We start from the raw sequence: 22999 nt of genomic DNA, 5'->3' as shown, positions 1-22999 counted from the left end.
TTATAGTGAATATTGTTCGCTCAAATTATTCTATTGTGCTTAAAAAATAAAACTTTACTTGATTGTAAAAGTGAGTGGTTAAAAAATGTTTTTAAGTCAAAGGTGTCTTGATAAAAAGCTGAGAAAGAGCAAACCAAGAATTGCAGTCGTTATTCATCGTCGATCTACATATACTGGTCGTTTGGGGAAATTTTTGCAACAAAGCGGTTTTGTTCTTGATGTTTATCGTCCTATTTTAGGACAAAAGCTTCCCAATACATTGGAGCATTATGCTGGTGTTGTTATTTTGGGCGGGCCGATGAGTGTGAATGACAGGGAAGCATATATTACTGAAGAAATTGATTGGATTTCTTTGTCACTGAAAGAGAATAAGCCTTTTTTGGGTATTTGTCTTGGAGCACAAATGTTAGCGCAAAATCTAGGGGGGCGTGTTGGTACAAGAAGTGACGGAACTGTTGAAGTTGGCTGGTATCCCTTAGAAGCCACTCTACAAGGAAAGGCGTTGATGAATTGGCCAGAAATGGTCTATCATTTTCATGATGAAGGTATTTATGATTTACCTAAAGAGGCAGTGCTTTTGGCAACAGGTCATACATATCCTACACAAGCTTTCCGTTATGGAAACAATGCATGGGGTTTGCAATTTCATGCTGAATTTACTCGTGCTATGATGCGGCGTTTAGTGATTCGCTCAGCGCATAAATTGACCGAAAAAGGTGCCCAACCCGCTTCTGCACATTTGAAAGGTCGTTTAATCTATGATCAGGCTTTAAGTCAATGGTTTGAAAATGCATTGCAACGAATTTTTTGTACACCCGTCGTAAGTGTGTGAGAGTTAAGAGTTTTAATCATTGTCTTAAGATAAGGAAAGTTTTCATTTTGACTATGTTTTTTTCATTGAAATCAATACGGAAAAGCCTTTCTTTAAGCTATCTATTTTGTGGGATATTTTGTCTTATTCTGATACTCATTTATAGCTCGTTCTGGTTTTTTTTTCACGTAAAATAGAAGATTGTGCTTCCGTTATACTCGCAAAGGCATCTTCGCGGGATATGATAGCGGTGTGCGGACATCTGAACAAGAATGGTTATCCGTTACGTATTGGTGTTGTTTGTGATCAGTTTCAATTTGCTTGGCCTTTGCGCGGGTTTTCTTTATCAACGGATCGTTTGACGGTTGGTGCACCAATTTATGCACCACAGCGGGTAGAGTTAAACGTTCATTCTCCTGCATCAATTCTTTTTGCTGGAAAAGCTCCTATAATGTCACATTGGCACAATCTGGTAATTGAAACAGAGCCTTATTGGAAGGCGGGTAAAACATTGAAACTTATGGCTGAAGGGCTTGAAGTTTCCATCCTTAACACATCTGTTGAGGATCAAAAATTCCAAAGTAAATTGAAATCGCAGACGACTGATAAAAAGACAACACAAGAAAATGTTGAAGATCAGGTATCTTTGAGAGATGATGATGACACCGTTGTGTATCCATTAAGCCCAAAAAGTGTGCTCCCAAAAATAACGGCAGAATTTATACGGCTTGATGTTAAACACGAGAAGAATCGCTTATCGGGGCATGTTACTTTTGATAGTTTGGATTCTGCTATGTTTCTTGCACCTTACTTTGTTGATTTTCCAAAAATTGATGGCAACTTGACATGGGCACTTAATGAGATACCTCATCTGTTTGAAAAGGGAGAAGACAGTTGGAAGCAGCATTTGTATGGAAAAAGTGGTATTTTAAAGCGTGGCGAATTAATTTTTCATACAGGCGGCACATTGCGTATAAGTGGACCTTTTTCCTTTGATAATGAGGGATATTTGACAGCAAAATTTGAACTTGCTTTTGTGAAGCATATGGAGCTTCTTACAACTATGCAGCGTTTATTTCCCACGCAAGCTAACAATCTTCAAGCTTTATTTTTTATTTTAGGCGCTATGCCTAAAAATGCAGATGGTATCCCAGTTCTACCTTTGTTGATTACCCATGGGTGGGCAAAATTAGGATTTTTAAAACTTGGCCGTCTTGCACCGCTTTAAGTTTGAAAGGTAGTATTGTACAGTTGAGCAATCATCCCTGCTGCAAAGGTAAAACGAGAAATATTGAGATCGTTTTCAATGAGGGCAGCAATGCGGTTTGTTACATTATGAATTTGCTCTTCATTTGTTTTGTTCCAAGCGGCAAATGAAGCCTCTTTCGAGCCATAATTTTTCAAGATTTTTGTAACAATTTTTCGCAAGCTTTCAGAGATATTTTCTTTGGCTTGGTTTAAAGCCATACTATCATAGTAATCAAGTACAGGAATTGTTCTACTTGCTTCATTAATGCGGTTTATACGAATGATTTGAGCCAGTGAAAAATAGATTTCTGCTGTTTTAATAAGGTCGCTGTTGCTTTGTTTTGCAATCAAAGAAATGTCACAAATTATTGGAGCAGCTTCCAAGAGAGACAATTGCTTTGCTAAAGATTTTGGTGCTCCTTCTTCACTATAATGGAGCGTTTTTTCTTTAATTTTTTGATTAATATCTTTATCGTTGGAGTGTGTCAGTTGTTCTTCAATAATGTTACGGGCTTGCTTTATTGTTTTTACAAGTTCTTCTAATGGAGTTGAAAGGTCCATATTGCGCAACCCCCAATTTGTTGTCTCAAAGAGCATTGAAGTAATAGTTGCGTAAAATTTGTTTTGGACAAGACCAGGTATCTTATTATCAAGTTTATCAATTTGATCAGATAATTGGGGTATTTCAAAACCGTCACGGATTGCAATGAAAACACGAATAATATTTTCAACCTTTTGTTCTGTTGCATCTTGTAGTTGATTAACAAAAGTAGGCCCTCCACGATTCACAATATCGTTTGCAATCAGTGTAGCAATAATATTACGACGCAACTGATGATTAATGATTTCTTTCTCAAAGTTTGTCTGAATTTGAGTTGGGAAATAGTGCAACAAGAGTGCATCAAAATAACAATCATCAATAATAGGACTGTGGACCATTTCTTCTTTTAGAGTTAATTTGGCATATGCCAAAATAACGGCGAGTTCCGGACGTATAAGGCCTTGACCTTGTGTTATTCTTTGCCGCAAAATTTGTTCATCAGGGAGAATCTCAACTCTACGATCCAGAAGTTTTTTCTGTTCCAAATCATGCATAAAACGTATTTGATAAGGCAAATCGGCAATACTTTGGCTTTCAGCTAAAGAAAGAGCAAGGGGTTGCAAATAATTGTTGCGTAGGACTAATTGTTCAACTTGTGGAGTCATTTTTTTCAAGAGTTCGTTGCGTGCTTCTTTGGTAAGCGTTTTTGCACGGAGCGCTGATGCGAGAACAATTTTGATATTGACTTCAACATCTGAACAATTAACACCTGCAGAGTTATCAATGGCGTCCGTATTGCATCGTCCACCGTTTAAGACATATTCAATTCGACCACGTTGTGTAACGCCAAGATTAGCACCCTCACCAATAACTTTTGCACGAACTTGTTCACCGGTAATGCGGAGTGCATCATTTGCACGATCCCCTACTTGTGCATCAGTTTCTGTTGTTGCACGGATATAGGTACCAATGCCGCCAAACCATAAAAGATCAACAGGTGCTTTGAGAAGTGCAGAAATGATTTCAAAGGGGGTTCCCGTTTGTTGTTCAAAGCCAATGGCTTGTGCTGCTTCTGGTGAGAGAGTAATGGTCTTTGCTGTACGTGAAAAGATGCCACCACCCTTTGATAATTTTGTATGGTCGTAATCCTGCCAGCTTGAACGAGGAAGTTGAAAGAGGCGCATACGTTCTGCATAGCTCTCAGCTATGTTTGGATCTGGGTCAATAAAGATATCGCGGTGATCAAAGGCGGCGATAAGTTTTGTTTGTTTGGAAAGGAGCATTCCATTGCCAAAAACATCGCCAGACATGTCACCAACACCGATACAGGTAAAGGGAGTTGTTTGAATATCGCGATTAAACAATTCTCGAAAATGTCTTTTAACTGCTTCCCATGCACCTTTAGCTGTAATCCCAATGGCTTTATGGTCATAGCCTGCTGAACCTCCAGAGGCAAAAGCATCATCGAGCCAAAAGTGGTTTGCTTGGCTGATGCTGTTTGCTGTATCAGAAAAGGTTGCTGTGCCTTTGTCGGCAGCAACAACAAAATAAGGATCATGGTCATCATGGCAGATGATGTTGTGAGGAGCGTTTATTTTACCGTTCACTAGATTGTCGGTGATAGAAAGCAAAGCTGTGATAAAGTCAATATAAGCTTGTCGTGCGGTTTCTATGATTACAGAACGGTCATTGGTTTGGGGAAGACGATGAGGATAAAATCCACCTTTTGCACCAACGGGAACGATAACTGAATTTTTAACCTGTTGGGCTTTGACTAGGCTTAGCACTTCAGTGCGATAATCTAATGCACGATCAGACCAACGAATTCCACCGCGGGCGATAGGACCAAAGCGCAAATGGACTCCTTCAACTTCTGGTCCATAAACAAAAATTTCTCGATAAGGACGCGGTTCAGGTAAGCCTTCAATTTGGCGTGGATCTAACTTTGTTGCTAAAATACGCCGCGGGCTACCATTTGCTAGAGGGGTAAAGGCATTGGTTCGTAAACTTGCATCAATGAGATTACGATAACGGCGTAAGATGAGATCATCATCTAAGCCTGATACTTTCTGTAGTTTTTCTTCAATACGTTGTTGAATGACTTTCTGATTTTTTTTTCGCTCTTTTTCTGTATGGCTTTGATGAAATTTCAAATGAAACAGAGTATAAAGATCTTGGGTAATGTCTGGGTAGGCGTTTAAAGTTTGGGCGACGCGATCTTGTGAATAAGGGATTCCGGCTTGTTGGAGATAGCGTCCATAATGGCGCAAGATGACAATTTCATGCCAATCAAATTGAGCGGTTTGCGTTAAAGCATTAAAGGCATCATTATCAGCATCTTGGGACCAAATAGCTGTGAATGTTTCGGCGTGTTTTTGACTGTTTTTGTCGAAATCAATACAAAGTTGGAAGGCGCTCTCTAGTTGCATATCATGAAGATATACGGAGTGTTCATTGCCGTCTGGTAATTCAAGTGTTTGCTCAGCAATGACCCGAAATCCCATATTTTCAAGAAGTGGTACGCGCTTGGAAAGGGCTAATGCTTTATGGCGGTGAAAGAGCCGAAGAGAAATGCTTTGTTTTTCTTTGTTGTGTGTATGATAAAAAGTAACGAAAAGCGGTTTTTTATCATGAAGACTTAAAATATGCCCAGCATCTTCAATTGCATCTTCAGCCGAAAATAAGTCACGATAGCTGTTGGGAAACTGGCTAGCTAAACGCATTTGTTGGTCTGTTGCTTTACGGGTAAGAGCTATGGTTTGAACACTGTCTTCCCAGCTGCGTGCTATGGAACGAACATTTTGTTCAAGCACTGTGCGCTCAATAACAGGGGCGCTTTCGCTCCCTTTTCGATGGATGATATAATGAACACGGATGAGAGTGCTTTCTAAGAAGAGTGGATAGGATTCAAAAAAATCACCTTGGTAGAGCTCAACAAAGTATTCACCAATTTTTTCGCGAATATTGCTGCTATATTGGTCACGGGGAACATAGACAAGTATAGAAACAAAACGCCCAAAAGAATCAATATGGGCGAGCACTCGTAGACGTGGGCGTTCGTCTAATTGCATGATAAGTTTGGCATTTTCTGTTAATGTATCAACGTCAGAGCGAAACATTTCATCTCTTGGATATGTTTCTAAAACACTGATGAGTGCTTTTCCAGAATAGTCGGCGCGATTGTGTCCAAGGCGTTGAATAATGGTTTTTGCTTTTTCTTTTAAAAAAGGGATTTGCAAGATAGAGCGCGTATAAGCTGAGGAAGTAAATAACCCTACAATGCGCAATTCTCCACACAACTTGCCTTCTTTATCAAAGATTTTAAGACCAATATAATCGAGCCAAACAAGACGGTGAATTTTTGAACGGCTGTTGGCTTTCGTCACAATAAGCAAGTTATCGCTTTCCATAAAAGAGAGGATTTCTTGGGGAGGTTCTTCCACTCTTGCATCACCAATAATACGAATAGAGGTATCTGTGAGAATACCCAATTCAACGTCGCTGGCTGTAAAGGCTTTTGTGGGCTCTTGGTTTTTGGTGAAGTTATAAGTGCGCATGCCAAGGAAGATAAAATTATGGTCCATCAACCAGTTAAGAAATTCAATGGCTTTTTCACCTTCTTGTTTGTAGTGTGCTGGGAGATTTGTTTGATAAGCATGGATATGCTTTTCGACTTCTTTAAGCATAGGTTCCCAGTCTTGTACAGCTGCATTAACTTGTTCAAGAACTAAGGTGATTTCATTTTGCAGTTTTTGTATTTGCTGTTCGTTTAATGGCTCTATATGAATTTGCATGAGGCTGATGCGCTGTCCAGAAGCGCAATCAAGTACGGGATGTGCAATCAAATAAATATGATTTTTGTGCTGATTAAAGATATTTAAAATCGAATCAAGCAGGAAGGGTTTGTTATCGTTGACAAGTGTGACAACGGTTATAGGTTTATGGTTGCGGGTCAAATTTTGTTCAAAGTAGATGGTGCTTTTTCCTGCTTGATGGAGGTTAAAGGCTTTAATCGCGGTGGTTACGGCTTTTTGGAGTTCCTCATTCTCGTAACAAGCAATATCTTCTTTATCAGTATGAGCAAAAAGGATTTGTTCTATTTTGTCTTGATTGCTTTTTATCTCTGATGTTTTTTGTTTTATCACAATATTTTTCCCTTTTTTGCTTTTAGCAATCTCTCTTATTTATAAGAATAGGCCGTTATACCATTCTCTGCACTGTAGCACCTTCTTTTTGCGGGGAATAGTTATTTATATTGGAGATAATAAAATTATTTCTTCCACTTTATAAGTAATAATTTGGCATTTTAAAAAATTATGTCGATGAAAGGACATTTTTAGTGTTTTTTTGTGTTAATAGTTTGTTTGTAAAAATATACAAAATGAAAGTAAATAAAGAATGATGTGTTTGCCAGAAAGACTTTTAAGTGGTTACCGATCCTTTATAAAAAATCATTTTTCATATAAAACAGCACATTATCAACAATTGGCGCTTGAGGGGCAAAAACCTGAGGTTTTGGTCATTGCTTGTTGTGATTCGCGCGCAGTACCAGAAACAGTTTTTGATACTAAGCCAGGCGAAATTTTTACGATACGTAACGTGGCAAATTTGGTTCCTCCTTTTTCTCCTGATAACCAATATCACGCAACATCAGCAGCTCTTGAATATGCGGTGCAGTTGCTTGAAGTTAAGCATATTGTTGTTTTTGGTCATGCGCATTGTGGGGGGATTAGCACTGCTCTTAAGGGGACATGTAAGTCTTTATCGTCAAATGATTTTATTGGTCAATGGATAAGCCTTTTGGCGCCAACAGCACAAGAGGTTGTTGGCAATAAGTCGTTGTCTGTGTTAGAACAGCAGACTGCATTAGAGCAACTTTCTATTCGTCATTCGTTGAAGAATTTAGAAACATTTCCATGGATAAAGGCGAGAAAAGATCAGGGTATTTTAACGTTGCATGGGGTTTGGTTTGATATTTCAAGTGGTGAATTATGGAATATAGAACAGGAAACGGGTCGTTTTGTGCCTGTTGAGGTTTGGAACTTTGAAGTATAACGCTTGCTCTCTTTTAAAGATATTGTATGATAAATCTTGACAAAGCTAGGGTTTTATTGTTTGAAAGAGCGAGCTTTCGGTACAAAATTAACTTGGAGCCACTGACTGAGACCCCATTTTAAGGGTATAAAAAGATCTCAGAGGTCAACATCCGACAACGCGGTGCGTCCTCGGGTGCCACTTTGGTTTGTGTGTTATGCAGCAATGAGGTAGATAATGTTTGAATCCTTACAAGAGCGTCTTGGCTCCATACTGTCTCATTTGACAGGGCGTGGAGCTTTGTCGGATCAGGATGTAGCAGAGGCCCTGCGCGAAATTCGTCGCGCTTTATTGGACGCTGATGTTGCACTTGATGTCGCGCGTTCTTTTACCGATAGGGTTCGTGAAAAAGCTGTTGGGGCCGAAATTGTTAAGTCAATTAAACCTGGACAGATGGTTGTCAAAATTGTTCATGATGAATTGGTTAATGTTCTTGGAAATGAAGGAGTTCTGAGTGATTTAAATGCACCAGCACCTGTTGTTATCATGATGATTGGTTTGCAAGGTTCTGGAAAAACAACGACAACAGCAAAGCTTGCAAAGCGTTTAACCGACAAAAATAATAAAAAAGTTCTCATGGCGTCATTAGATACACGCCGACCTGCGGCACAGGAACAACTCCGCCAATTAGGAGAGCAAGCAAAACTTGCAAGTTTGCCTATTATTGCGGGTCAGTCTCCCGTCGATATTGCAACACGTGCGGTACAAGCCGCTAAATTAGGCGGTTATGATGTTTTGATTCTTGATACGGCAGGACGTAACCACATTGATGAAGCTTTGATGCTTGAGTTGGCTGCGATTAAAGCGTGTTCTCTTCCTCATGAAATTATGTTGGTTGCTGATAGTCTTACAGGTCAAGATGCTGTTCACCTTGCGCGTTCTTTTGATGAGCGTGTGGGAATTACAGGAATTATTTTAACACGTATGGATAGTGATGGCCGCGGTGGTGCCGCTCTTTCAATGCGTGCTATTACGGGAAAGCCGATTAAAGCAATTGGAACTGGTGAAAAAATAGATGCTTTGGAAGAGTTTCATCCTAGTCGCATTGCTGATCGTATTCTCGGAATGGGTGATATTGTTTCTTTAGTTGAAAAAGCTGCTGAGACAATGGATCATGAGAAAGCGGCCGCTTTTGCAAAAAAAATGCAGGCTGGAAAATTCGATCTCAATGACCTTGCAGAACAATTGCAAAAAATGAAAAAACTTGGGGGAATGGGCGGAGTTATGGGAATGTTGCCGGGTTTTGGTAAGGTAAAAGATCAGATTGCTGCTGCGGGACTTGATGATCGTTTGTTTAATCGTCAATTGGCTATTATTTCGTCAATGACTCCCCTAGAGCGTGCTCATCCTGAAGTTTTGAAACATAGTCGTAAACAACGGATTGCTAAGGGTTCTGGTACAAGTGCTGCTGATATTAATAAGCTTTTGAAAATGCATCGCCAAATGGCTGATATGGTCAAAGCCATAGGGGGTAAGGGCAAAAGCGGCTTGATGGGAAAAATGTTGGGAGGGTTTGGTTCTAAGATGGGGCTTGGTGGTATGGGAGCTGTTGTCAAGGATTCTGAAGCTTTGCCCGATTTATCGGGGTTTGATCCAAAGCAGCTCTCAACACTTCAAAAACAGATTGAAAGTGGTAATGGAGGGAAGGCTTTACCTGGTCTTCCAAGGCGTTGTGGGCCTGTTTTTCCTAGCCTTTCCAATGGCACTGCTGATAAGGGGTTGTTTCCTCAGCATCTCAAGAAAAAATAAGATGTAAAGAGAGAAGGAAATATCATGCAGGAAAAAATATTGGATGAATTGGCGCGTTTACGTACCTCTATTGATAATTTTGATGCAGCGTTGATCCATATTTTGGCAGAGCGTTTTCGTTGTACGCAAGCTGTTGGGCACTTAAAAGCCCGTTATGATTTGCCTACAGTTGACACTCTGCGTGAGCAGCGACAAGTTGAGCGGTTGCGGCAATTGGCTACAGATAGTCATCTCGATCCTGATTTTTCTGAAAGATTTTTGAAGTTTATCATTAAAGAGGTTGTGCATCATCATGAGTTGATTGCTGAAGAACAAAAACAAGTAAATTTAAACGAAAGCCAGAGCTGAAAATAGGAGATAAAATATGGCATTAAAAATTCGTTTGTCCCGTGGAGGCTCCAAAAAGCGTCCTTACTATCACATTGTGGTTGCAGATGTTCGTAGTCCGCGTGATGGGCGGTTTCTTGAGCGTGTTGGTGCATGGGATCCCATGTTGCCTAAAGATGGGCCACGTGTGAAGCTGAACGAAGAACGTATTCAATATTGGCTTGGTCAAGGTGCACAGCCAACAGATCGCGTTTTACGGTTTTTGGATGCGGCTGGTTTAAAAAAGCGTCCAATCCGCAATAATCCACACAAAGGTGAACCTGGTAAAAAGGCACAAGAACGTATTGCAGCAGCAAAGCAAGCTGCTGAAGAAGCGGCAGAGTCAACAGCAGAAGCCTGATTGCTTTTAAAAATAATCAATTGTGCTTTTAGAAGCTTTTATCGAGAAAAGTGATTGTTATCCGTTTTTGTCTATCAAAAACGGATCTTCATTTGATAAGGTGTTTGTTTTTTCTAAAATCAGTATGACTCTTTTAAAAGTCAATGGCGCGGCCTTTAATTTCCCAGTCTCCATAACGTGAAGGGTCTTTGCCGCCGCGTCCACCATTTTCTAAAGGTCTTTCTTCCTTTATTTCATGTTTACGCCTTTCCTCGGCTTCGTTTAGGGCGCGTTTTGCTGCGGGAGAGAGGGATTGTTGTTTATCTGCGGTTGCATTTTGAGTGCTTATTTTCTTGTCTTTTTTATCCATTTTACACCTATTCCATTGAAGAAGCAGAAAGAAAACCCCATCATATAGGAATGATTGTCTTTTATCATGGAGTTTTTTGAGTAATGAATATAATGCGTACGGCAATGCTTTTGGCTTTTATGACCGCTCTTTTTATGGGGGTTGGTTATCTTGTTGGGGGGGGCAGTGGCATGATCATTGCTCTATTGATGGCAAGTGGTTTGAATTTTTTTTCTTATTGGAATTCTGATAAAATCGTTTTACGCATGTATGGTGCGCGTGAAGTTAATCAGTATTCCTCACCAGTTTATTATAAGATTGTGAGCGATTTAGTACAAAAAGCTTCTCTTCCTCAACCAAAAGTTTATGTTATTGAGAGTGCGCAGCCAAATGCTTTTGCTACGGGACGTAATCCTCAAAATGCAGCTGTTGCTGCGAGTACTGGGTTGTTAGAGCAATTGAGTGTGGAGGAAATTGCAGGCGTTATGGCGCATGAGCTAGCACATATTGAGCACCGTGATACGTTAACAATGACTCTGACCGCAACGATTGCAGGAGCGATTTCTATGCTCGGTAATTTCGCTTTTTTTATGGGGGGAACGCGTAATTCTTCAGAAAATTCTCATGGTGGGGGGCTTGGGGGCATTATTGCTTTGCTTGTGGCGCCTTTTGCGGCAATGTTGGTGCAAATGGCTATTAGTCGTACGCGTGAATATGCTGCTGATCGGCGGGGAGCTGAAATATGTGGTAATCCTTTATGGTTGGCTTCGGCATTGCGTAAAATTGCCGATGGTGGACGTGGAGTATACAATGAGGAAGCAGAGCATAATCCGGCAACAGCACATATGTTTATTATCAATCCGTTGAGCGGGGAAGGGGCCGATAGCCTTTTTTCTACCCATCCGGCGACTGCGAATCGTATTGCGGCTCTTCGTCGACAAGCAGAGGAGATGAAGGGGGCAATATCCAAAGGTATGGGGTGGAATAAAGAAGGTGGTTTGCATGAAAAAAGGGGGATAGATTATGGAGATTTTGATCATAATGCGCAAACTAGTGTATCAGGTAATCAGGAAAATGATACTGTTCAACGCGTTACAAAACGCCCTTCTTGGCTTCGTTATGAAGATTCAAAAAAACCTCGATCATAGAGCTTTTGAGGGGATAAAGACATAAAGAGGTGTCCGTTTTGAAGCACGAAAAAGCGGGGCGTGTGTCCGAAAAAAATGTTCCGGGATTAGCTGTTCGGCAGGTGTGTGTGCGTCTTTTAGGGGCAGTGCTTGATAAGCATGCGTCTCTTTCTGGTTTAACGGATAATGAACATGGACATCCACAATATTTAAGGTTTTCACATCGAGATCGTTTACTGTGTCGTGCTATTTTGGCAGCGGCATTGCGTCGTCGGGGACAAATTACAGCTGCTTTATCACGCTTTTTAGTGCGGACTTTGCCTTCACAAGCATTTTCATTGCAGCATCTTTTGCATATCAGTGTGGCACAGATTCTTTACCTTGATATTCCTGATCATGCTGCGATTGATTTAGCAGTGCGTGTAGCTAAACTTGATCCTCGTATGCGCCGTTTTTCAGCGATGGTGAATGCACTTTTACGCAATGTTGCACGTGAGGCAGATGTGTTGCGCCAACAGGTTCCTACCATTGAAGAGATTCCGGTGTGGTTTGGGGAGCTGTTAGTGTCAGCTTATGGAAAAGAAAAGGCTGAACAGATTTTAGAAATTCAAAGTGTTCCACCCCCTCTTGATTTGACAGTTAAATCCGACAGTGTTGAATGGGCTAAGCGGCTTGGCGGTGTTGTTTTGCCCAATGGTTCGGTTCGGTTAAGCCATGTGGATTGTTCTGTTTCTGATTTACCAGGCTATAGGCAAGGGGCTTGGTGGGTTCAAGATTTTGCTGCAGCGTTGCCTGCTTGTTTACTTGGAAATATTCAGGGCAAAAATGTTGCTGATCTTTGTGCGAGTCCGGGAGGAAAAACAGCACAATTGGCTTTGCAGGGGGCTAATGTGACAGCGGTTGATATGTCTGCTAATCGGGTAAAGCGTTTAAAAGAAAATATGGAACGGCTTCATTTTTCAGTTCGCACTTGGCAGGGGGATGTGAGAAATTTTCATCCCAAACAGCTTTTTGATGCTGTTCTTCTTGATGCCCCTTGTTCTTCTACAGGAACAATACGGCGTCATCCGGATATTTTATGGACAAAATCGGTAGATGATGTTGGCAAATTAGCGGCATTGCAATATGATTTACTCTTGGCGGCAATTGCTTTGGTCAAGAAGGGGGGGCGTATTGTTTTTTCCAATTGTTCATTGGCAAGAGAAGAAGGTGAAGATCTCATTGAGAAAGTTTTATCGGCACGTGGTGACATTGTTTTAGAGCCTATTTGTGCGGAGGAAATGGGCGCACTGGCGCATTTGCTTTCTTTTGCGGGGACTTTGCGAACAACGCCTGCAGACTTTTGTCACCAAAATTTTACTGATGAAAAAAAAGTGTTTTTAGGAATGGATGGTTTTTTTGCAGCTCGCTTGCGGAAAGTATCTTAATTAACGGTTCATTTACTAAAATGGCCGAAATTGTACACGATTCAGCATATATGGAGATAGATTGTGGCAATTGCGGTAAAAGGACCTCAAGTAAAAACGTCGGATTTGGTATATGGGGCACACCAATTTATACGGCGTTTATGGGTAGGACCGCTGTTTCGTTGGCGATTTTCAGGGTTTCGTCCCCATAAAATTTTAGCACATCCCGTTGATTTGCATTTAGCTGATCCGGTGATGGCACGCGAATTTTATCATGGTCGTTTTGCTTTTGCCGGTCATATTGTTCATTCTGGTGTTGCTTCCCCTTTTTCATTAGTTCCACCAACATCGGAATGGGAAGCTGCTCTTCATGATTTTCATTGGTTGCGGCATATGGCGGCAGCGGAGAGTGATTTAGCTGTGGCACATGCGCGTTCTCTCTTAGAAGATTGGTTTCATCATGGTGGCAAAAAGGTAACGGGGCTTGCTTGGAGTGCACCGGTTGTGGCACGGCGTCTAATTTCGTGGATCTGTCATTCGAAAATGTTATTACAAGGAGCAAGTGAACGGTTTGAGAAAAACTTTTTGCGTGCGCTTGGTTTTCAATTTCGTTATTTGCGTGTCACGATTTCGAGTATGGAAAACAATGACCAACGTTTACAAGCAGCAGTGGCTTTGACATTTGCATCTCTTGCTTTGCCTGTTTCTGCGGCAATGAAAAAAAAGGTGCAAACCTTTCTCATCGAAGAGCTTTCACACCAAATCTTGGTCGATGGCGGACATATTTCGCGTAGCCCTATTATTTTACTCAATTTGTTATCGGATTTATTGTCTTTACGTCACCTTTTTATGCGTAGTAATGAAACAGCACCGCGTGTTTTGATTGATTCTGTTGAGCGTATGTTGCCAGCTTTACGATTTTTTATTCATGAAGACCAAACATTAGCGCATTTTAATGGAGTTGGTCCTCTTGTTCCCGAACGCTTATTGGCAATTTTACAGCTTGATGAGACTGCAGGGCATCCTTTTAGTTATGCACGCTATTCAGGGTTTCAACGTCTACAAGCCAATAAAACGACAGTGCTTGCGGATACCGGAAAGTTTCCGCCACGCTCTGCTGCCCAATACGCTTGTTCGGGGTGTTTGTCTTTTGAAATGTCTTCACATGGGAGCCGCTTTATTATCAACACGGGTGTTAATCCTTATGGGCGTGAAGAATATCGACATTTAGGGCGTTTCACTGCTGCACATTCAACAGCAACGGTTAATGATTGTTCGGTGGGGATTTTTCATAAAAAAAAGAGAAGTGGCACTTCATTTCTTCTTGAAGGGCCAACGGATGTTAAAGTGCGTCGTATAGAGGATTCAGAGAAAACGGGTTTTATTGCGAGCCATAATGGTTATGTGCGGCCTTTTAATCTTGTTCATGAACGTGGTCTTATTTTAGCGACAAATGGAGAAATGATCGAGGGTTTTGATCGCTTTTTTATGCCAAACAAGGAGCCTTCCAAGAGACATAAGATAGATCAAAGTGAACAAAATAATGTTGCTGTTCGGTTTCATCTTCATCCGCAAGTTCAAGTCAATTACGATGGTAAGCGTGTGCGTTTAGCTGTGGGGGATGAGCAAGTGTGGTATTTTATATCGCCTGACACTGATATTTGTCTTGAAGATTCCATTGATTTTGCTGCACTAACAGGACCACAACGCACACAACAGATTGTTTTATATTTTCGTCCTGCATTTCAGGAAAAGGTTCGTTGGCGTTTTATCCGCTGTCCGTTAGAGCAATGATTTGCTTTTTTATAACATTGATAAAGAAAGTTATTCTTTAGTGTATTAAAAAGCATTCTATCCTTTCAGTGTATTTTGATAAAGGCATGTGCTATGAATGTATAAACTGGCTTTATGCATGTAAGCCAGTTTTGTTTGAATTTTAACCATTTCATTTTTAGGGTTCCTGTTATGGGTGTTGTTGCAAAAAATTTTCCCATACCTGATCTTCATCGGGTCCGGCGTGTTCTTCTTTCTGTGTCTGATAAAACGGGCGTGGTTGCATTTGCAAAAGCGCTTCACGCTTACGGTATTGAATTAATTTCAACAGGAGGAACAGCTAAAGCTTTAATGGCTGCTGATTTACCGGTAAAAGATGTTGCCGAAGTTACAGGATTTCCGGAAATAATGGATGGACGTGTAAAAACACTTCATCCCTTAATTCATGGTGCTCTCTTAGGTGTAAGAGAAAATCCTAGCCATGCAGATGCGATGGAGAAACATGGTATCCATGGAATCGATCTTTTGGTCGTGAATCTTTATCCTTTTGAAAAAACTTCACAATCTGGAGCGGATAGGCAAACAATTCTTGAAAATATTGATATCGGTGGACCGGCAATGATCCGCGCTGCGGCAAAGAATCATGCTTATACAGGTGTTGTAACAGTGGTGCGTGATTATGCATTGGTTCTCGCTGAATTAAAGAAGTATGATGGGTGTTTAAGTTTATCCATACGACGTCAATTAGCAATGCGTGCTTATGAACATACTGCTGCTTATGATGCGGCGATAGCGGCATGGTTTGCACAGGATTTAAAAATTGAAATGCCATCTTGGCAAAGTTTTTCTGGTCATATTGAAAGCGTTATGCGCTATGGGGAAAATCCGCATCAACAGGCGGCATTTTATCGCAATAGTGATAAACGTTTTGGTGTAGCAACAGCTGAACTTTTGCAAGGAAAAGCACTCTCTTATAACAATATGAATGATACAGATGCGGCATTTGAGCTTGTGGCAGAATTTGATCCTAAAATGACTGCTGCTGTTGCTCTTATTAAGCATTCAAACCCTTGTGGTGTTGCAGAAGGGCGGAGTTTGAAAGAGGCTTATTTGAAAGCTCTACAATGTGATAATGTTTCGGCGTTTGGGGGAATTGTTGCTTTAAATCAACCTCTTGATGAAGAATGTGCGGAAGAGATTGTTAAAATTTTCACGGAAGTGATTATTGCTCCTGGTGCAACAATGGCAGCACGTGAAATTATTGCAAGGAAAAAAAATCTCCGTTTGCTGGTAACAGGTGATGTTCCTAATCCTCGTTGTGGAGGGTTGATTGCAAAAACGCTTGCGGGTGGGATTTTAGTGCAATCGCGTGATAATGTGGTAGTTGATGATCTTAAATTGCAAGTGGTGACAAAGCGGGTGCCAAGTCAAGATGAAATGCGTGATCTTCAATTTGCTTTTCGGGTAGTTAAACATGTCAAATCAAATGCTATTGTTTATGCAAAAAATAGCGCAACAGTTGGAATTGGTGCGGGACAAATGAGTCGTATTGATTCAGCAAAAATCGCTGCGCGTAAAGCTGAAGAAAGTGCACAAAGAGCAGGCTTAACAGAATCTTCTGCGAAAGGGTCTGTGGTTGCGTCGGATGCTTTTTTTCCTTTTGTAGACGGTTTATTAGCAGTTGCTGAAGCAGGTGCAACAGCGGTTATTCAACCGGGGGGATCAATGCGTGATGAAGAGGTGATTGCCGCTGCCGATGCGCATGGTTTAGCCATGGTTTTTACAGGTGTACGGCATTTTCGTCATTAACGGTTTTCGTGGGTGATCTTTTCGTATGAGATAAATTTTTAGTTAAGCTTATCGTGTCATAGGTGCATATCTGTTATGAAGTTATAGCACAACTCTTTTTTGTAATTTGCTCTACCTTATCTTCTGAAGAGAATGATTATAGGATTTGAGTAAAAAATATGAGTATTCTGCGGTTTTATAATAATTGGCGTCGTTATCGTCGGACAGTTAATGCATTGAGTCATCTTTCAATATATGAACTTAATGATCTTGGTATTTGTCGTGGTAATATTGATTCAATTGCACGGCTTTATTCTCGTAAATCTTTCTAAAATTTGTTTATAGGGGCATTTGAGAGAGTATTTTATTGTAAGGGAGAGTGTCTTATGAGGGCGTTTTTTCTCTCTGTTTTTGCTGAAATAAAGAGGGCGCGTGTAAGGGTGATGTTTATGTATTTACCTTGGTGTTTGCTGTGTGCTGTTTCTTGAAAAAACAAAGGGAGTGGTGTGTAAAACTCTCAACACAATGGTGTGATGGTATGTTCTGTTGTGGAATATACGCTTTTTAAAGCAAGGCTATTTAACAGTTATGTTTTATAAGGTGAGTATCTAGCCTCTAATCTTTTTTAGTTTTTTTGCCGTAGCAGGAAAAGAAAGGCTCCTAGAACACCTGCAGCTAAGGTAAACCACGTAATAGCATAGACAAGATGATTGTTCTGAAAGTGTACGACAGTGAGACCACCAATGGGGAGGTCTGCTTGTGTATCTGTTTTTTTGCTAGCATCGATGAAATAAGGAGCAACAGTGGATAGGCCAAGCTTTTGTGCCATAGCAGGAAGATCGCGCGTATACCATAAGTTCGTGTCAGGATTATTTTTGCGTGGAAAAAAACCATTTTTCTCACTCATGCGTAACAAACCTATAACTGTCGTTTGTTTTATCTCTGTGGCAGAATGCGGGATGTTTGTGTGTGATTGCTCTGAGTTTTGAAAGTCATGGCGTGCGTCCATGGGGATAAAACCACGATTCACAAAGGTTAATGTGTTGTCAGCTGTTTGTAAAGGGGTTAAAACCCAGTAGCCCGTGGTATCTTGAGCAACGGCAGTGACAAAAATATTTTTATCTGTCAAAAATTTTCCCGTAATGATGACAGGGCGATATTCATCTTTTTCAAAAGTGGTATGCGCCCATTGATCTTGCGGTGGTGCTTTTATGGGAGGCAAATGGACACGTTGATTGGCACTGATGATAAGGTTTGTTTTCCAATTTAATCGTTGTACTTGCCATACACCTAATGCACTAAAGAGAAGAAAAAAACATATACATAAAATACCGAACACAAGTGAAGAAAAACTGGTGTGTTTTTGTTGAAGCTCTGTCATGGAAAGATCTGTTTGGTTCATGATTGATGCTTCCTTTATAGTATGATAAGAGTTCTTTTAGCACGGTGAGCATTAAAAAAAAGCATTTTGTATGCCTTTTATGGGAAATGATAAAAGAATGAGCCAATAAGGGATGCAAAAGGTTTTACAAAAGGCTTGACCTTTTGTTGTCAACGCCTTATTAGAAAAGCAGTTTCCCAATAGTACTCGTTCAAGGTAGTGTTGTGCGTTTTTTTGTTCGTTCTATTTTGCAGGTATTGGGATTGAAAAGTTTTTTAGAGTTTAAAGGTGAAGTTTATGTCTCGTGCCTGCGAATTGACAGGAAAAACAGTTCTGTATGGTAATAATGTTAGCCATGCAAACAATAAAACCCGTCGTCGTTTTTTACCAAATCTTTGCAATGTGACATTGATTTCCGAAGTGTTACAGCAGAGTTACCGTTTGCGTGTTTCGGCAAGTGCTTTGCGTTCTGTTGAGCACCGCGGTGGTCTTGATGGTTTTTTGGTTAAAGCTGCTGATAAAGAGTTATCGCAACGTGCGCGCTTGTTAAAGCGCCAAATTGTTAAGAAAAAAGCTGAACAAGAGGCTGAGCAAGCAGCGTAATTGTCTTTGATATATTACGCTGTTGGGTTGTTTGTTTCCTTTCTATAGGAGTGTATTCTTTCAGTTTTCTACGGTTTTGTCGTTGTATTTGATCGATTCCATTACCAAAGTAAAAAAATGTTTCCAGAGCGCAGGTTTTTGTTAGCACAGCAAGAGAGAAGATTTATAGTTTTTTCTATCTTTGCAATGTGTTTTACTGTTACTGCTTCTAATGTTTTGGTTCAGTATCCTGTCTATTGGTTTGGGTTGAATGAACTTTTGACCTATGGTGCTTTTACCTATCCGATTGCTTTTCTGATTAATGATTTAACCAATCGTTTTTATGGTCCATCTGCTGCACGGCGTGTGGTTTATGCTGGTTTTTTTGCTGGTGTTTTTGTTTCTTGGATCCTAGCTACGCCGCGTCTGGCAATTGCTTCTAGTTTAGCATTTTTATTTGGTCAGCTCTTGGATATTATTGTTTTTACTCCTTTACGACGTAAAACGTGGTGGAAAGCGCCGCTATCAGCAGCGTTGGTTGGTTCAGCGTTGGATACAGTTGTGTTTTTTGCTCTTGCTTTTTCTAGCTTTTTTACCTTTATCGATCAGATGACAGGGTATGCTAATAGTTTACTCATGGAAAGCATTGTTTTTTGGGGGGTTGAGATTCCAGTATGGCTTTCACTTGCTTTTGGAGATTTTTCGGTAAAAATTGTTATGAGTCTCCTTATGTTGATTCCTTATGGAACAATCCTTAGCGCTGTGGGGATCCCTCTTTATCAAAATTATTCAAAGGATGATTCATCTTTTGTTGGTCGTAAATAACCATCTTTATTCTCTCATTTTCTTGAAGCTGAAAAGATTATACGTTGTGTTTTGTAAGAGTAGTGTTTTAGAGTCATGTTTGGTAAAAATATTTTTATAATAACACACTGATTTATAAGGATGCCTTATCCTTTTGCAAGTTGGATAAGAGTTCTGGATACAATAAGGCCTATCTCTTTCAAGTCCTCTTATTATGAATCATCATTCATTCGTATGTCACGGTTGTATCCAATGTGTGAATAAAAGTCGTTTGAGAAAGGGCACAAAATGCTTTTCATGAATGATCTAAATGTGAATGCAATTGTAACTTTTTGAGGTGTGGCAAATAGAGTGATGATTCTGGCTTGTATAGACGCATATTTTAACGTCAAAATATAATCGTTACTGATTGAGGAGTTTTTTAAAATTTCTTATGAGAATAAAGTTTCTTATCGCTAAAAAGTGTTTCTAATTGTTTTGTTATAGCATTGGCAAGTTCTTCGGCATTCATAATTGTTACAGCGTGTTGATAATAGCGTGTAACGTCATGACCAATCCCAATTGCAATGAGTTCTATAGGTGAATGTGTCTGGATTTCTTGAATCACGGCTCGTAAATGCCTTTCAAGATAATTGCTAGAATTAACGGACAGTGTTGAATCGTCAACAGGAGCTCCATCAGAAATAACCATGAGAATACGACGCTGTTCACGCCGTGATAAAAGACGTTGATGCGCCCAAATCAATGCTTCACCATCAATATTTTCTTTCAGTAATCCCTCCTGCATCATTAAACCTAAATTACGCCGTGCGCGACGCCATGGTGTATCAGCACTTTTATAGATGATATGACATAAATCATTAAGGCGTCCTGGGTTATTGGGTTTGTTTTGGGTAAGCCATTGTTCACGTGATTTTCCTCCTTTCCAAGTTTTGGTGGTAAAGCCTAAAATTTCGACTTTAACTCCACAACGTTCAAGAGTTTGTGCTAAAATATCCGTGCAACTTGCTGCAACAGTAATTGGCCGTCCTCGCATTGAGCCTGAATTATCAATGAGGAGTGAAACAACGGTATCTCGAAATTGCGTCTTACTTTCCATTTTGAAAGAGAGTGGTTGTGTGGGATCAATGATAAGGCGTGGGAGTCGTGCTGTATCAAGATACCCTTCCTCAAGGTCAAAGTTCCAATTACGATTTTGTTGTGCCATGAGGCGGCGCTGTAAGCGGTTTGCTAAGCGTCCAACAATGTTTTGGAGATGATTGATTTGTTTATCAAGATAATGGCGCAAGCGATCCAATTCGCTTTCAGAACAAAAAGCTGTTGCTTCCAAAACTTCATCAAATTGACGGGTAAAAACTTTATAATTGCCAAGTTTTTCCATTTGTTCTGGAATGGTGAAAAAGCGTTTAGATTTGTTCGATTTTCTCTGCCAAGGGCTTCTTTCTTGTTCTTCCTCGGCTTTATCATTTTCGTGTGATTGTGTCGCTTGCGTTTTTCCTTTGTCTTGCACATCGCTTTCTTGTTCAGTTGTCGCTTTTTCTTTGTTCTGAGCGTGTTTTTTGTTTTTGCTTTCTTCTTCTGCTTGGTTTTGTGGTTCACAGCCGTTTTTTATTTTTTTATTGTTTTCATTGTCAGAATTTTCTTCTAGTTTGGTTGAAATTTTGAGTGTAACAAGCATTCGACGGACAATCTGTGCAAAAGCATGTTGGTTATGGATATGATGTGTCAGTTCGTTCAGTTCTATTGCGGCTTTTTGTTCAATTTCTTGACGCCATAACTCCAAGACAGGTCCTGCTTCTTTTGGAGTAGAGCGTTTTGTTGTTTTTTCGCGGAGTAAAAGCGCGATGGCTTCTTGTATGGGCGCTTCACTTTGGCTGCTTATCTTTTGATAATGGGCTCTTTTATATTTATCCGCGAGCATTACATCAAGGTTTTGTGCAATTCCCTCCATGGCTAAAGTGCCGATTGTTTCAACACGTGTTTGCTCAAGAGCATCAAAAATGGCGCGTGCTTCTGATTCTAGTGGTGCGAATTGCGTGTGGATGTTGTTGTCATGCCACGCTTTGCGTAGTGCCATAGAATCTCCTAATCCGCGGGTAATTTTTATATCTTTATCTGTTGCATGTTGTGGCAATTCTGGTAAGCGTGCATCATTTCCGCTTAACGAGGGTCTGTTGTGGCTAAAGGAAATTTCAAGGTTAGGCGTGCAAGCAATTGCACGGATACAGGTGGAAAGTGCTTTTTTAAAAGCTTCAGTATCAAGAGTATTGTCGGGAGAATCGTTTATGAGATTTTCGCTATTGTTGCCAGTCTTGGCAGCCATGATTGACATATCCTTTAAGGCAAAACACCATGAATGAGTGATTCGGGAAGTTCTTGCCCAAAGGCACGTTGATAAAATTCTGCGACAGTAGCATGTTCTAGTTCATCACATTTATTGAGAAAAGTTAACCGAAAGGCAAATCCAACATTTTGAAAAATGGTCGTATTTTCGGCCCAAGTAATGACGGTGCGTGGGCTCATGACTGTTGAAAGATCTCCGTTGATAAAAGATTGGCGTACCATATCAGCAACATGAACCATTTGTGAAATTGTCTTTTTTCCTTCTGTTGTCTGAAAAGACTTTACTTTTGAACAAACGATATCAATTTCTTTATCATGGGGCAAATAATTTAGTATCGTTACGATGGACCAGCGGTCCATTTGTGCTTGATTAATTTGTTGTGTACCATGATAAAGCCCTGTTGTATCGCCAAGACCAATGGTATTTGCGGTCGCAAAAAGGCGAAATGCTGGATGAGGTGTGATGACACGGCTTTGATCAAGCAAGCTTAACCGTCCAGAGGCTTCAAGGACACGTTGGATGACAAACATAACATCGGGACGACCTGCATCATATTCATCGAAAACAAGGGCAATATTGTTCTGATAAGCCCATGGTAAAATACCTTCTTTAAATTCAGTGATTTGTAAGCCGTCTTTTAAAACAATGGCATCTTTTCCTACCAGATCAATGCGGCTGACATGACTGTCGAGATTAATTCGGATACAAGGCCAATTGAGACGTGCAGCAACTTGTTCAATATGTGTCGATTTACCTGTACCGTGATAGCCAGAAACCATAACACGGCGGTTAAATGCGAAACCTGCTAAAATCGCTAAAGTTGTTTGTTGATCAAAAAGATAATCGGGATCTACATCAGGAACGTGGGGGGTTTTTGTGCTAAAAGCGGGCACTTTCATATCTGTATCAATATTAAACAGATCACGAGCGCAGAGCGTAATATCGGGCACATTTTCGACGGGAAGCTTTGTTTTTGTCATTGTTTTTCTGGAAGGAAGGACGCCATTTATTTTCGTTCGTTAAGAACGATACAAGAGTTAGAGCTCTTATGCAATGCTTTACAATGAGAGTCCTAGTAGAAAAGAAATACTTTAGCAGATATTTTAACCTGCCTGTGGGAAAATAATAAATCAATCTGTCATGATCATTTACTGTTTTGCTACTTAAACGAGAGTTCCGAATAAAAATACACATTATATATAAAAAACATAATAAAGTCAAGAGGTTATATGCAATCATTTTCTATGAAACCCCTTTGGAATCCACATTTTTATGCATGATTCATTTGACCATTTT

Annotated in this window: 18 protein-coding genes; 13 read left to right on the top strand and 5 right to left on the bottom strand. The window is 40.3% G+C overall.

All coding sequences use genetic code 11. The annotated features are described in order from the left end of the window. The first annotated feature begins 85 nt into the window (after nucleotides 1-85). Both MCO_RS01475 and MCO_RS01470 read left to right on the top strand, forming a co-directional pair. Complete coding sequence (locus MCO_RS01475; protein ID WP_007552158.1) at nucleotides 86-832, top strand: glutamine amidotransferase; 747 nt, start codon at nucleotides 86-88, stop codon at nucleotides 830-832. Between the two features lie 220 nt (nucleotides 833-1052). After that, nucleotides 1053-2039, top strand: a complete 987-nt coding sequence (locus MCO_RS01470) for a DUF2125 domain-containing protein (protein WP_007552157.1) — start codon at nucleotides 1053-1055, stop codon at nucleotides 2037-2039. On the opposite strand, the gene MCO_RS01465 is transcribed toward MCO_RS01470, so the two are convergent. After that, nucleotides 2036-6745: an NAD-glutamate dehydrogenase gene (locus MCO_RS01465; protein WP_007552156.1), complete on the bottom strand. Its 4710-nt coding sequence runs from the start codon at nucleotides 6743-6745 to the stop codon at nucleotides 2036-2038. The two genes, MCO_RS01470 and MCO_RS01465, sit on opposite strands and share 4 nt — an antisense overlap. Nucleotides 6746-6998: 253 nt before the next feature. Between MCO_RS01465 and MCO_RS01460 the strand changes: the two genes are divergently transcribed. From MCO_RS01460 to rpsP, 4 genes are all read left to right on the top strand, one after another. Next, on the top strand, nucleotides 6999-7655 hold the full coding sequence (locus MCO_RS01460) for a carbonic anhydrase (RefSeq protein WP_040298600.1): 657 nt from the start codon (nucleotides 6999-7001) through the stop codon (nucleotides 7653-7655). Between the two features lie 216 nt (nucleotides 7656-7871). Further along, on the top strand, nucleotides 7872-9443 hold the full coding sequence (gene ffh, locus MCO_RS01455; RefSeq protein WP_007552154.1) for a signal recognition particle protein: 1572 nt from the start codon (nucleotides 7872-7874) through the stop codon (nucleotides 9441-9443). A 24-nt stretch (nucleotides 9444-9467) separates the two neighbouring features. Continuing rightward, complete coding sequence (locus tag MCO_RS01450) at nucleotides 9468-9791, top strand: chorismate mutase (protein ID WP_007552153.1); 324 nt, start codon at nucleotides 9468-9470, stop codon at nucleotides 9789-9791. 16 nt (nucleotides 9792-9807) lie between these two features. Then, a complete protein-coding gene (rpsP, locus tag MCO_RS01445) occupies nucleotides 9808-10170 on the top strand; it encodes a 30S ribosomal protein S16 (RefSeq protein ID WP_007552152.1) in 363 nt (120 codons plus the stop codon). A 133-nt stretch (nucleotides 10171-10303) separates the two neighbouring features. Here rpsP and MCO_RS01440 read toward each other — a convergent pair whose 3' ends face one another. After that, nucleotides 10304-10519 (bottom strand): DUF1674 domain-containing protein, encoded by a 216-nt coding sequence (locus MCO_RS01440; protein ID WP_007552150.1) that lies wholly within the window; start codon nucleotides 10517-10519, stop codon nucleotides 10304-10306. 83 nt (nucleotides 10520-10602) lie between these two features. On the opposite strand from MCO_RS01440, the gene htpX reads away from it, so the two are divergent. From htpX to MCO_RS09955, 5 genes are all read left to right on the top strand, one after another. Next, nucleotides 10603-11646, top strand: coding sequence for a zinc metalloprotease HtpX (htpX, locus tag MCO_RS01435; RefSeq protein ID WP_007552148.1), 1044 nt, complete (start codon nucleotides 10603-10605; stop codon nucleotides 11644-11646). Nucleotides 11647-11684: 38 nt separating this feature from the next. Continuing rightward, nucleotides 11685-13052 carry an RsmB/NOP family class I SAM-dependent RNA methyltransferase gene (locus MCO_RS01430; protein WP_007552147.1) on the top strand — a complete coding sequence of 456 codons (1368 nt, stop codon included), beginning with the start codon at nucleotides 11685-11687 and terminating at the stop codon, nucleotides 13050-13052. A gap of 63 nt (nucleotides 13053-13115) precedes the next feature. Beyond that, nucleotides 13116-14825 carry a heparinase II/III family protein gene (locus MCO_RS01425; RefSeq protein WP_007552146.1) on the top strand — a complete coding sequence of 570 codons (1710 nt, stop codon included), beginning with the start codon at nucleotides 13116-13118 and terminating at the stop codon, nucleotides 14823-14825. Between the two features lie 171 nt (nucleotides 14826-14996). Next, the gene (gene purH, locus MCO_RS01420) at nucleotides 14997-16613 is read left to right on the top strand and encodes a bifunctional phosphoribosylaminoimidazolecarboxamide formyltransferase/IMP cyclohydrolase (protein WP_007552145.1); all 1617 of its coding nucleotides are present in this window, start codon (nucleotides 14997-14999) and stop codon (nucleotides 16611-16613) included. A 158-nt stretch (nucleotides 16614-16771) separates the two neighbouring features. Continuing rightward, on the top strand, nucleotides 16772-16924 hold the full coding sequence (locus tag MCO_RS09955) for a DUF1127 domain-containing protein (protein WP_007552144.1): 153 nt from the start codon (nucleotides 16772-16774) through the stop codon (nucleotides 16922-16924). 293 nt (nucleotides 16925-17217) lie between these two features. On the opposite strand, the gene MCO_RS01415 is transcribed toward MCO_RS09955, so the two are convergent. Further along, nucleotides 17218-17994: an SURF1 family protein gene (locus MCO_RS01415; RefSeq protein ID WP_007552143.1), complete on the bottom strand. Its 777-nt coding sequence runs from the start codon at nucleotides 17992-17994 to the stop codon at nucleotides 17218-17220. A 276-nt stretch (nucleotides 17995-18270) separates the two neighbouring features. Here MCO_RS01415 and rpmB point away from each other — a divergent pair, with 276 nt between their 5' ends. Both rpmB and MCO_RS01405 read left to right on the top strand, forming a co-directional pair. Continuing rightward, the gene (gene rpmB / locus MCO_RS01410; RefSeq protein ID WP_007552142.1) at nucleotides 18271-18576 is read left to right on the top strand and encodes a 50S ribosomal protein L28; all 306 of its coding nucleotides are present in this window, start codon (nucleotides 18271-18273) and stop codon (nucleotides 18574-18576) included. Between the two features lie 117 nt (nucleotides 18577-18693). Further along, nucleotides 18694-19380 (top strand): VUT family protein, encoded by a 687-nt coding sequence (locus tag MCO_RS01405; RefSeq protein WP_040298596.1) that lies wholly within the window; start codon nucleotides 18694-18696, stop codon nucleotides 19378-19380. Nucleotides 19381-19780: 400 nt separating this feature from the next. On the opposite strand, the gene cobT is transcribed toward MCO_RS01405, so the two are convergent. Then, a complete protein-coding gene (gene cobT, locus MCO_RS01400) occupies nucleotides 19781-21682 on the bottom strand; it encodes a cobaltochelatase subunit CobT (protein WP_007552139.1) in 1902 nt (633 codons plus the stop codon). Between the two features lie 14 nt (nucleotides 21683-21696). Beyond that, nucleotides 21697-22683: a cobaltochelatase subunit CobS gene (gene cobS, locus MCO_RS01395; protein WP_007552137.1), complete on the bottom strand. Its 987-nt coding sequence runs from the start codon at nucleotides 22681-22683 to the stop codon at nucleotides 21697-21699. Between the last annotated feature and the right edge of the window lie 316 nt (nucleotides 22684-22999).

The organism is Bartonella sp. DB5-6 (genome assembly GCF_000278115.1).
In the GTDB taxonomy this organism is placed as follows: Bacteria; Pseudomonadota; Alphaproteobacteria; order Rhizobiales; family Rhizobiaceae; genus Bartonella; species Bartonella refiksaydamii.
The sequence above is the reverse complement of the archived record's forward strand: the minus strand, read 5'-3'. Positions and strand labels throughout refer to the sequence as shown.

Excerpts from the sequence above, each read along its gene's own strand:
- rpmB (WP_007552142.1), top strand. The coding sequence starts at position 18,271 with ATGTCTCGTGCCTGCGAATTGACAGGAAAAACAGTTCTGTATGGTAAT.
- rpsP (WP_007552152.1), top strand. The coding sequence starts at position 9,808 with ATGGCATTAAAAATTCGTTTGTCCCGTGGAGGCTCCAAAAAGCGTCCT.
- ffh (WP_007552154.1), top strand. The coding sequence starts at position 7,872 with ATGTTTGAATCCTTACAAGAGCGTCTTGGCTCCATACTGTCTCATTTG.
- MCO_RS01470 (WP_007552157.1), top strand. The coding sequence starts at position 1,053 with ATGATAGCGGTGTGCGGACATCTGAACAAGAATGGTTATCCGTTACGT.
- MCO_RS01450 (WP_007552153.1), top strand. The coding sequence starts at position 9,468 with ATGCAGGAAAAAATATTGGATGAATTGGCGCGTTTACGTACCTCTATT.
- MCO_RS09955 (WP_007552144.1), top strand. The coding sequence starts at position 16,772 with ATGAGTATTCTGCGGTTTTATAATAATTGGCGTCGTTATCGTCGGACA.
- MCO_RS01415 (WP_007552143.1), bottom strand. The coding sequence starts at position 17,994 with ATGAACCAAACAGATCTTTCCATGACAGAGCTTCAACAAAAACACACC.
- cobT (WP_007552139.1), bottom strand. The coding sequence starts at position 21,682 with ATGGCTGCCAAGACTGGCAACAATAGCGAAAATCTCATAAACGATTCT.
- MCO_RS01475 (WP_007552158.1), top strand. The coding sequence starts at position 86 with ATGTTTTTAAGTCAAAGGTGTCTTGATAAAAAGCTGAGAAAGAGCAAA.
- MCO_RS01405 (WP_040298596.1), top strand. The coding sequence starts at position 18,694 with ATGTTTCCAGAGCGCAGGTTTTTGTTAGCACAGCAAGAGAGAAGATTT.
- htpX (WP_007552148.1), top strand. The coding sequence starts at position 10,603 with ATGAATATAATGCGTACGGCAATGCTTTTGGCTTTTATGACCGCTCTT.
- purH (WP_007552145.1), top strand. The coding sequence starts at position 14,997 with ATGGGTGTTGTTGCAAAAAATTTTCCCATACCTGATCTTCATCGGGTC.
- MCO_RS01460 (WP_040298600.1), top strand. The coding sequence starts at position 6,999 with ATGATGTGTTTGCCAGAAAGACTTTTAAGTGGTTACCGATCCTTTATA.
- MCO_RS01440 (WP_007552150.1), bottom strand. The coding sequence starts at position 10,519 with ATGGATAAAAAAGACAAGAAAATAAGCACTCAAAATGCAACCGCAGAT.
- cobS (WP_007552137.1), bottom strand. The coding sequence starts at position 22,683 with ATGACAAAAACAAAGCTTCCCGTCGAAAATGTGCCCGATATTACGCTC.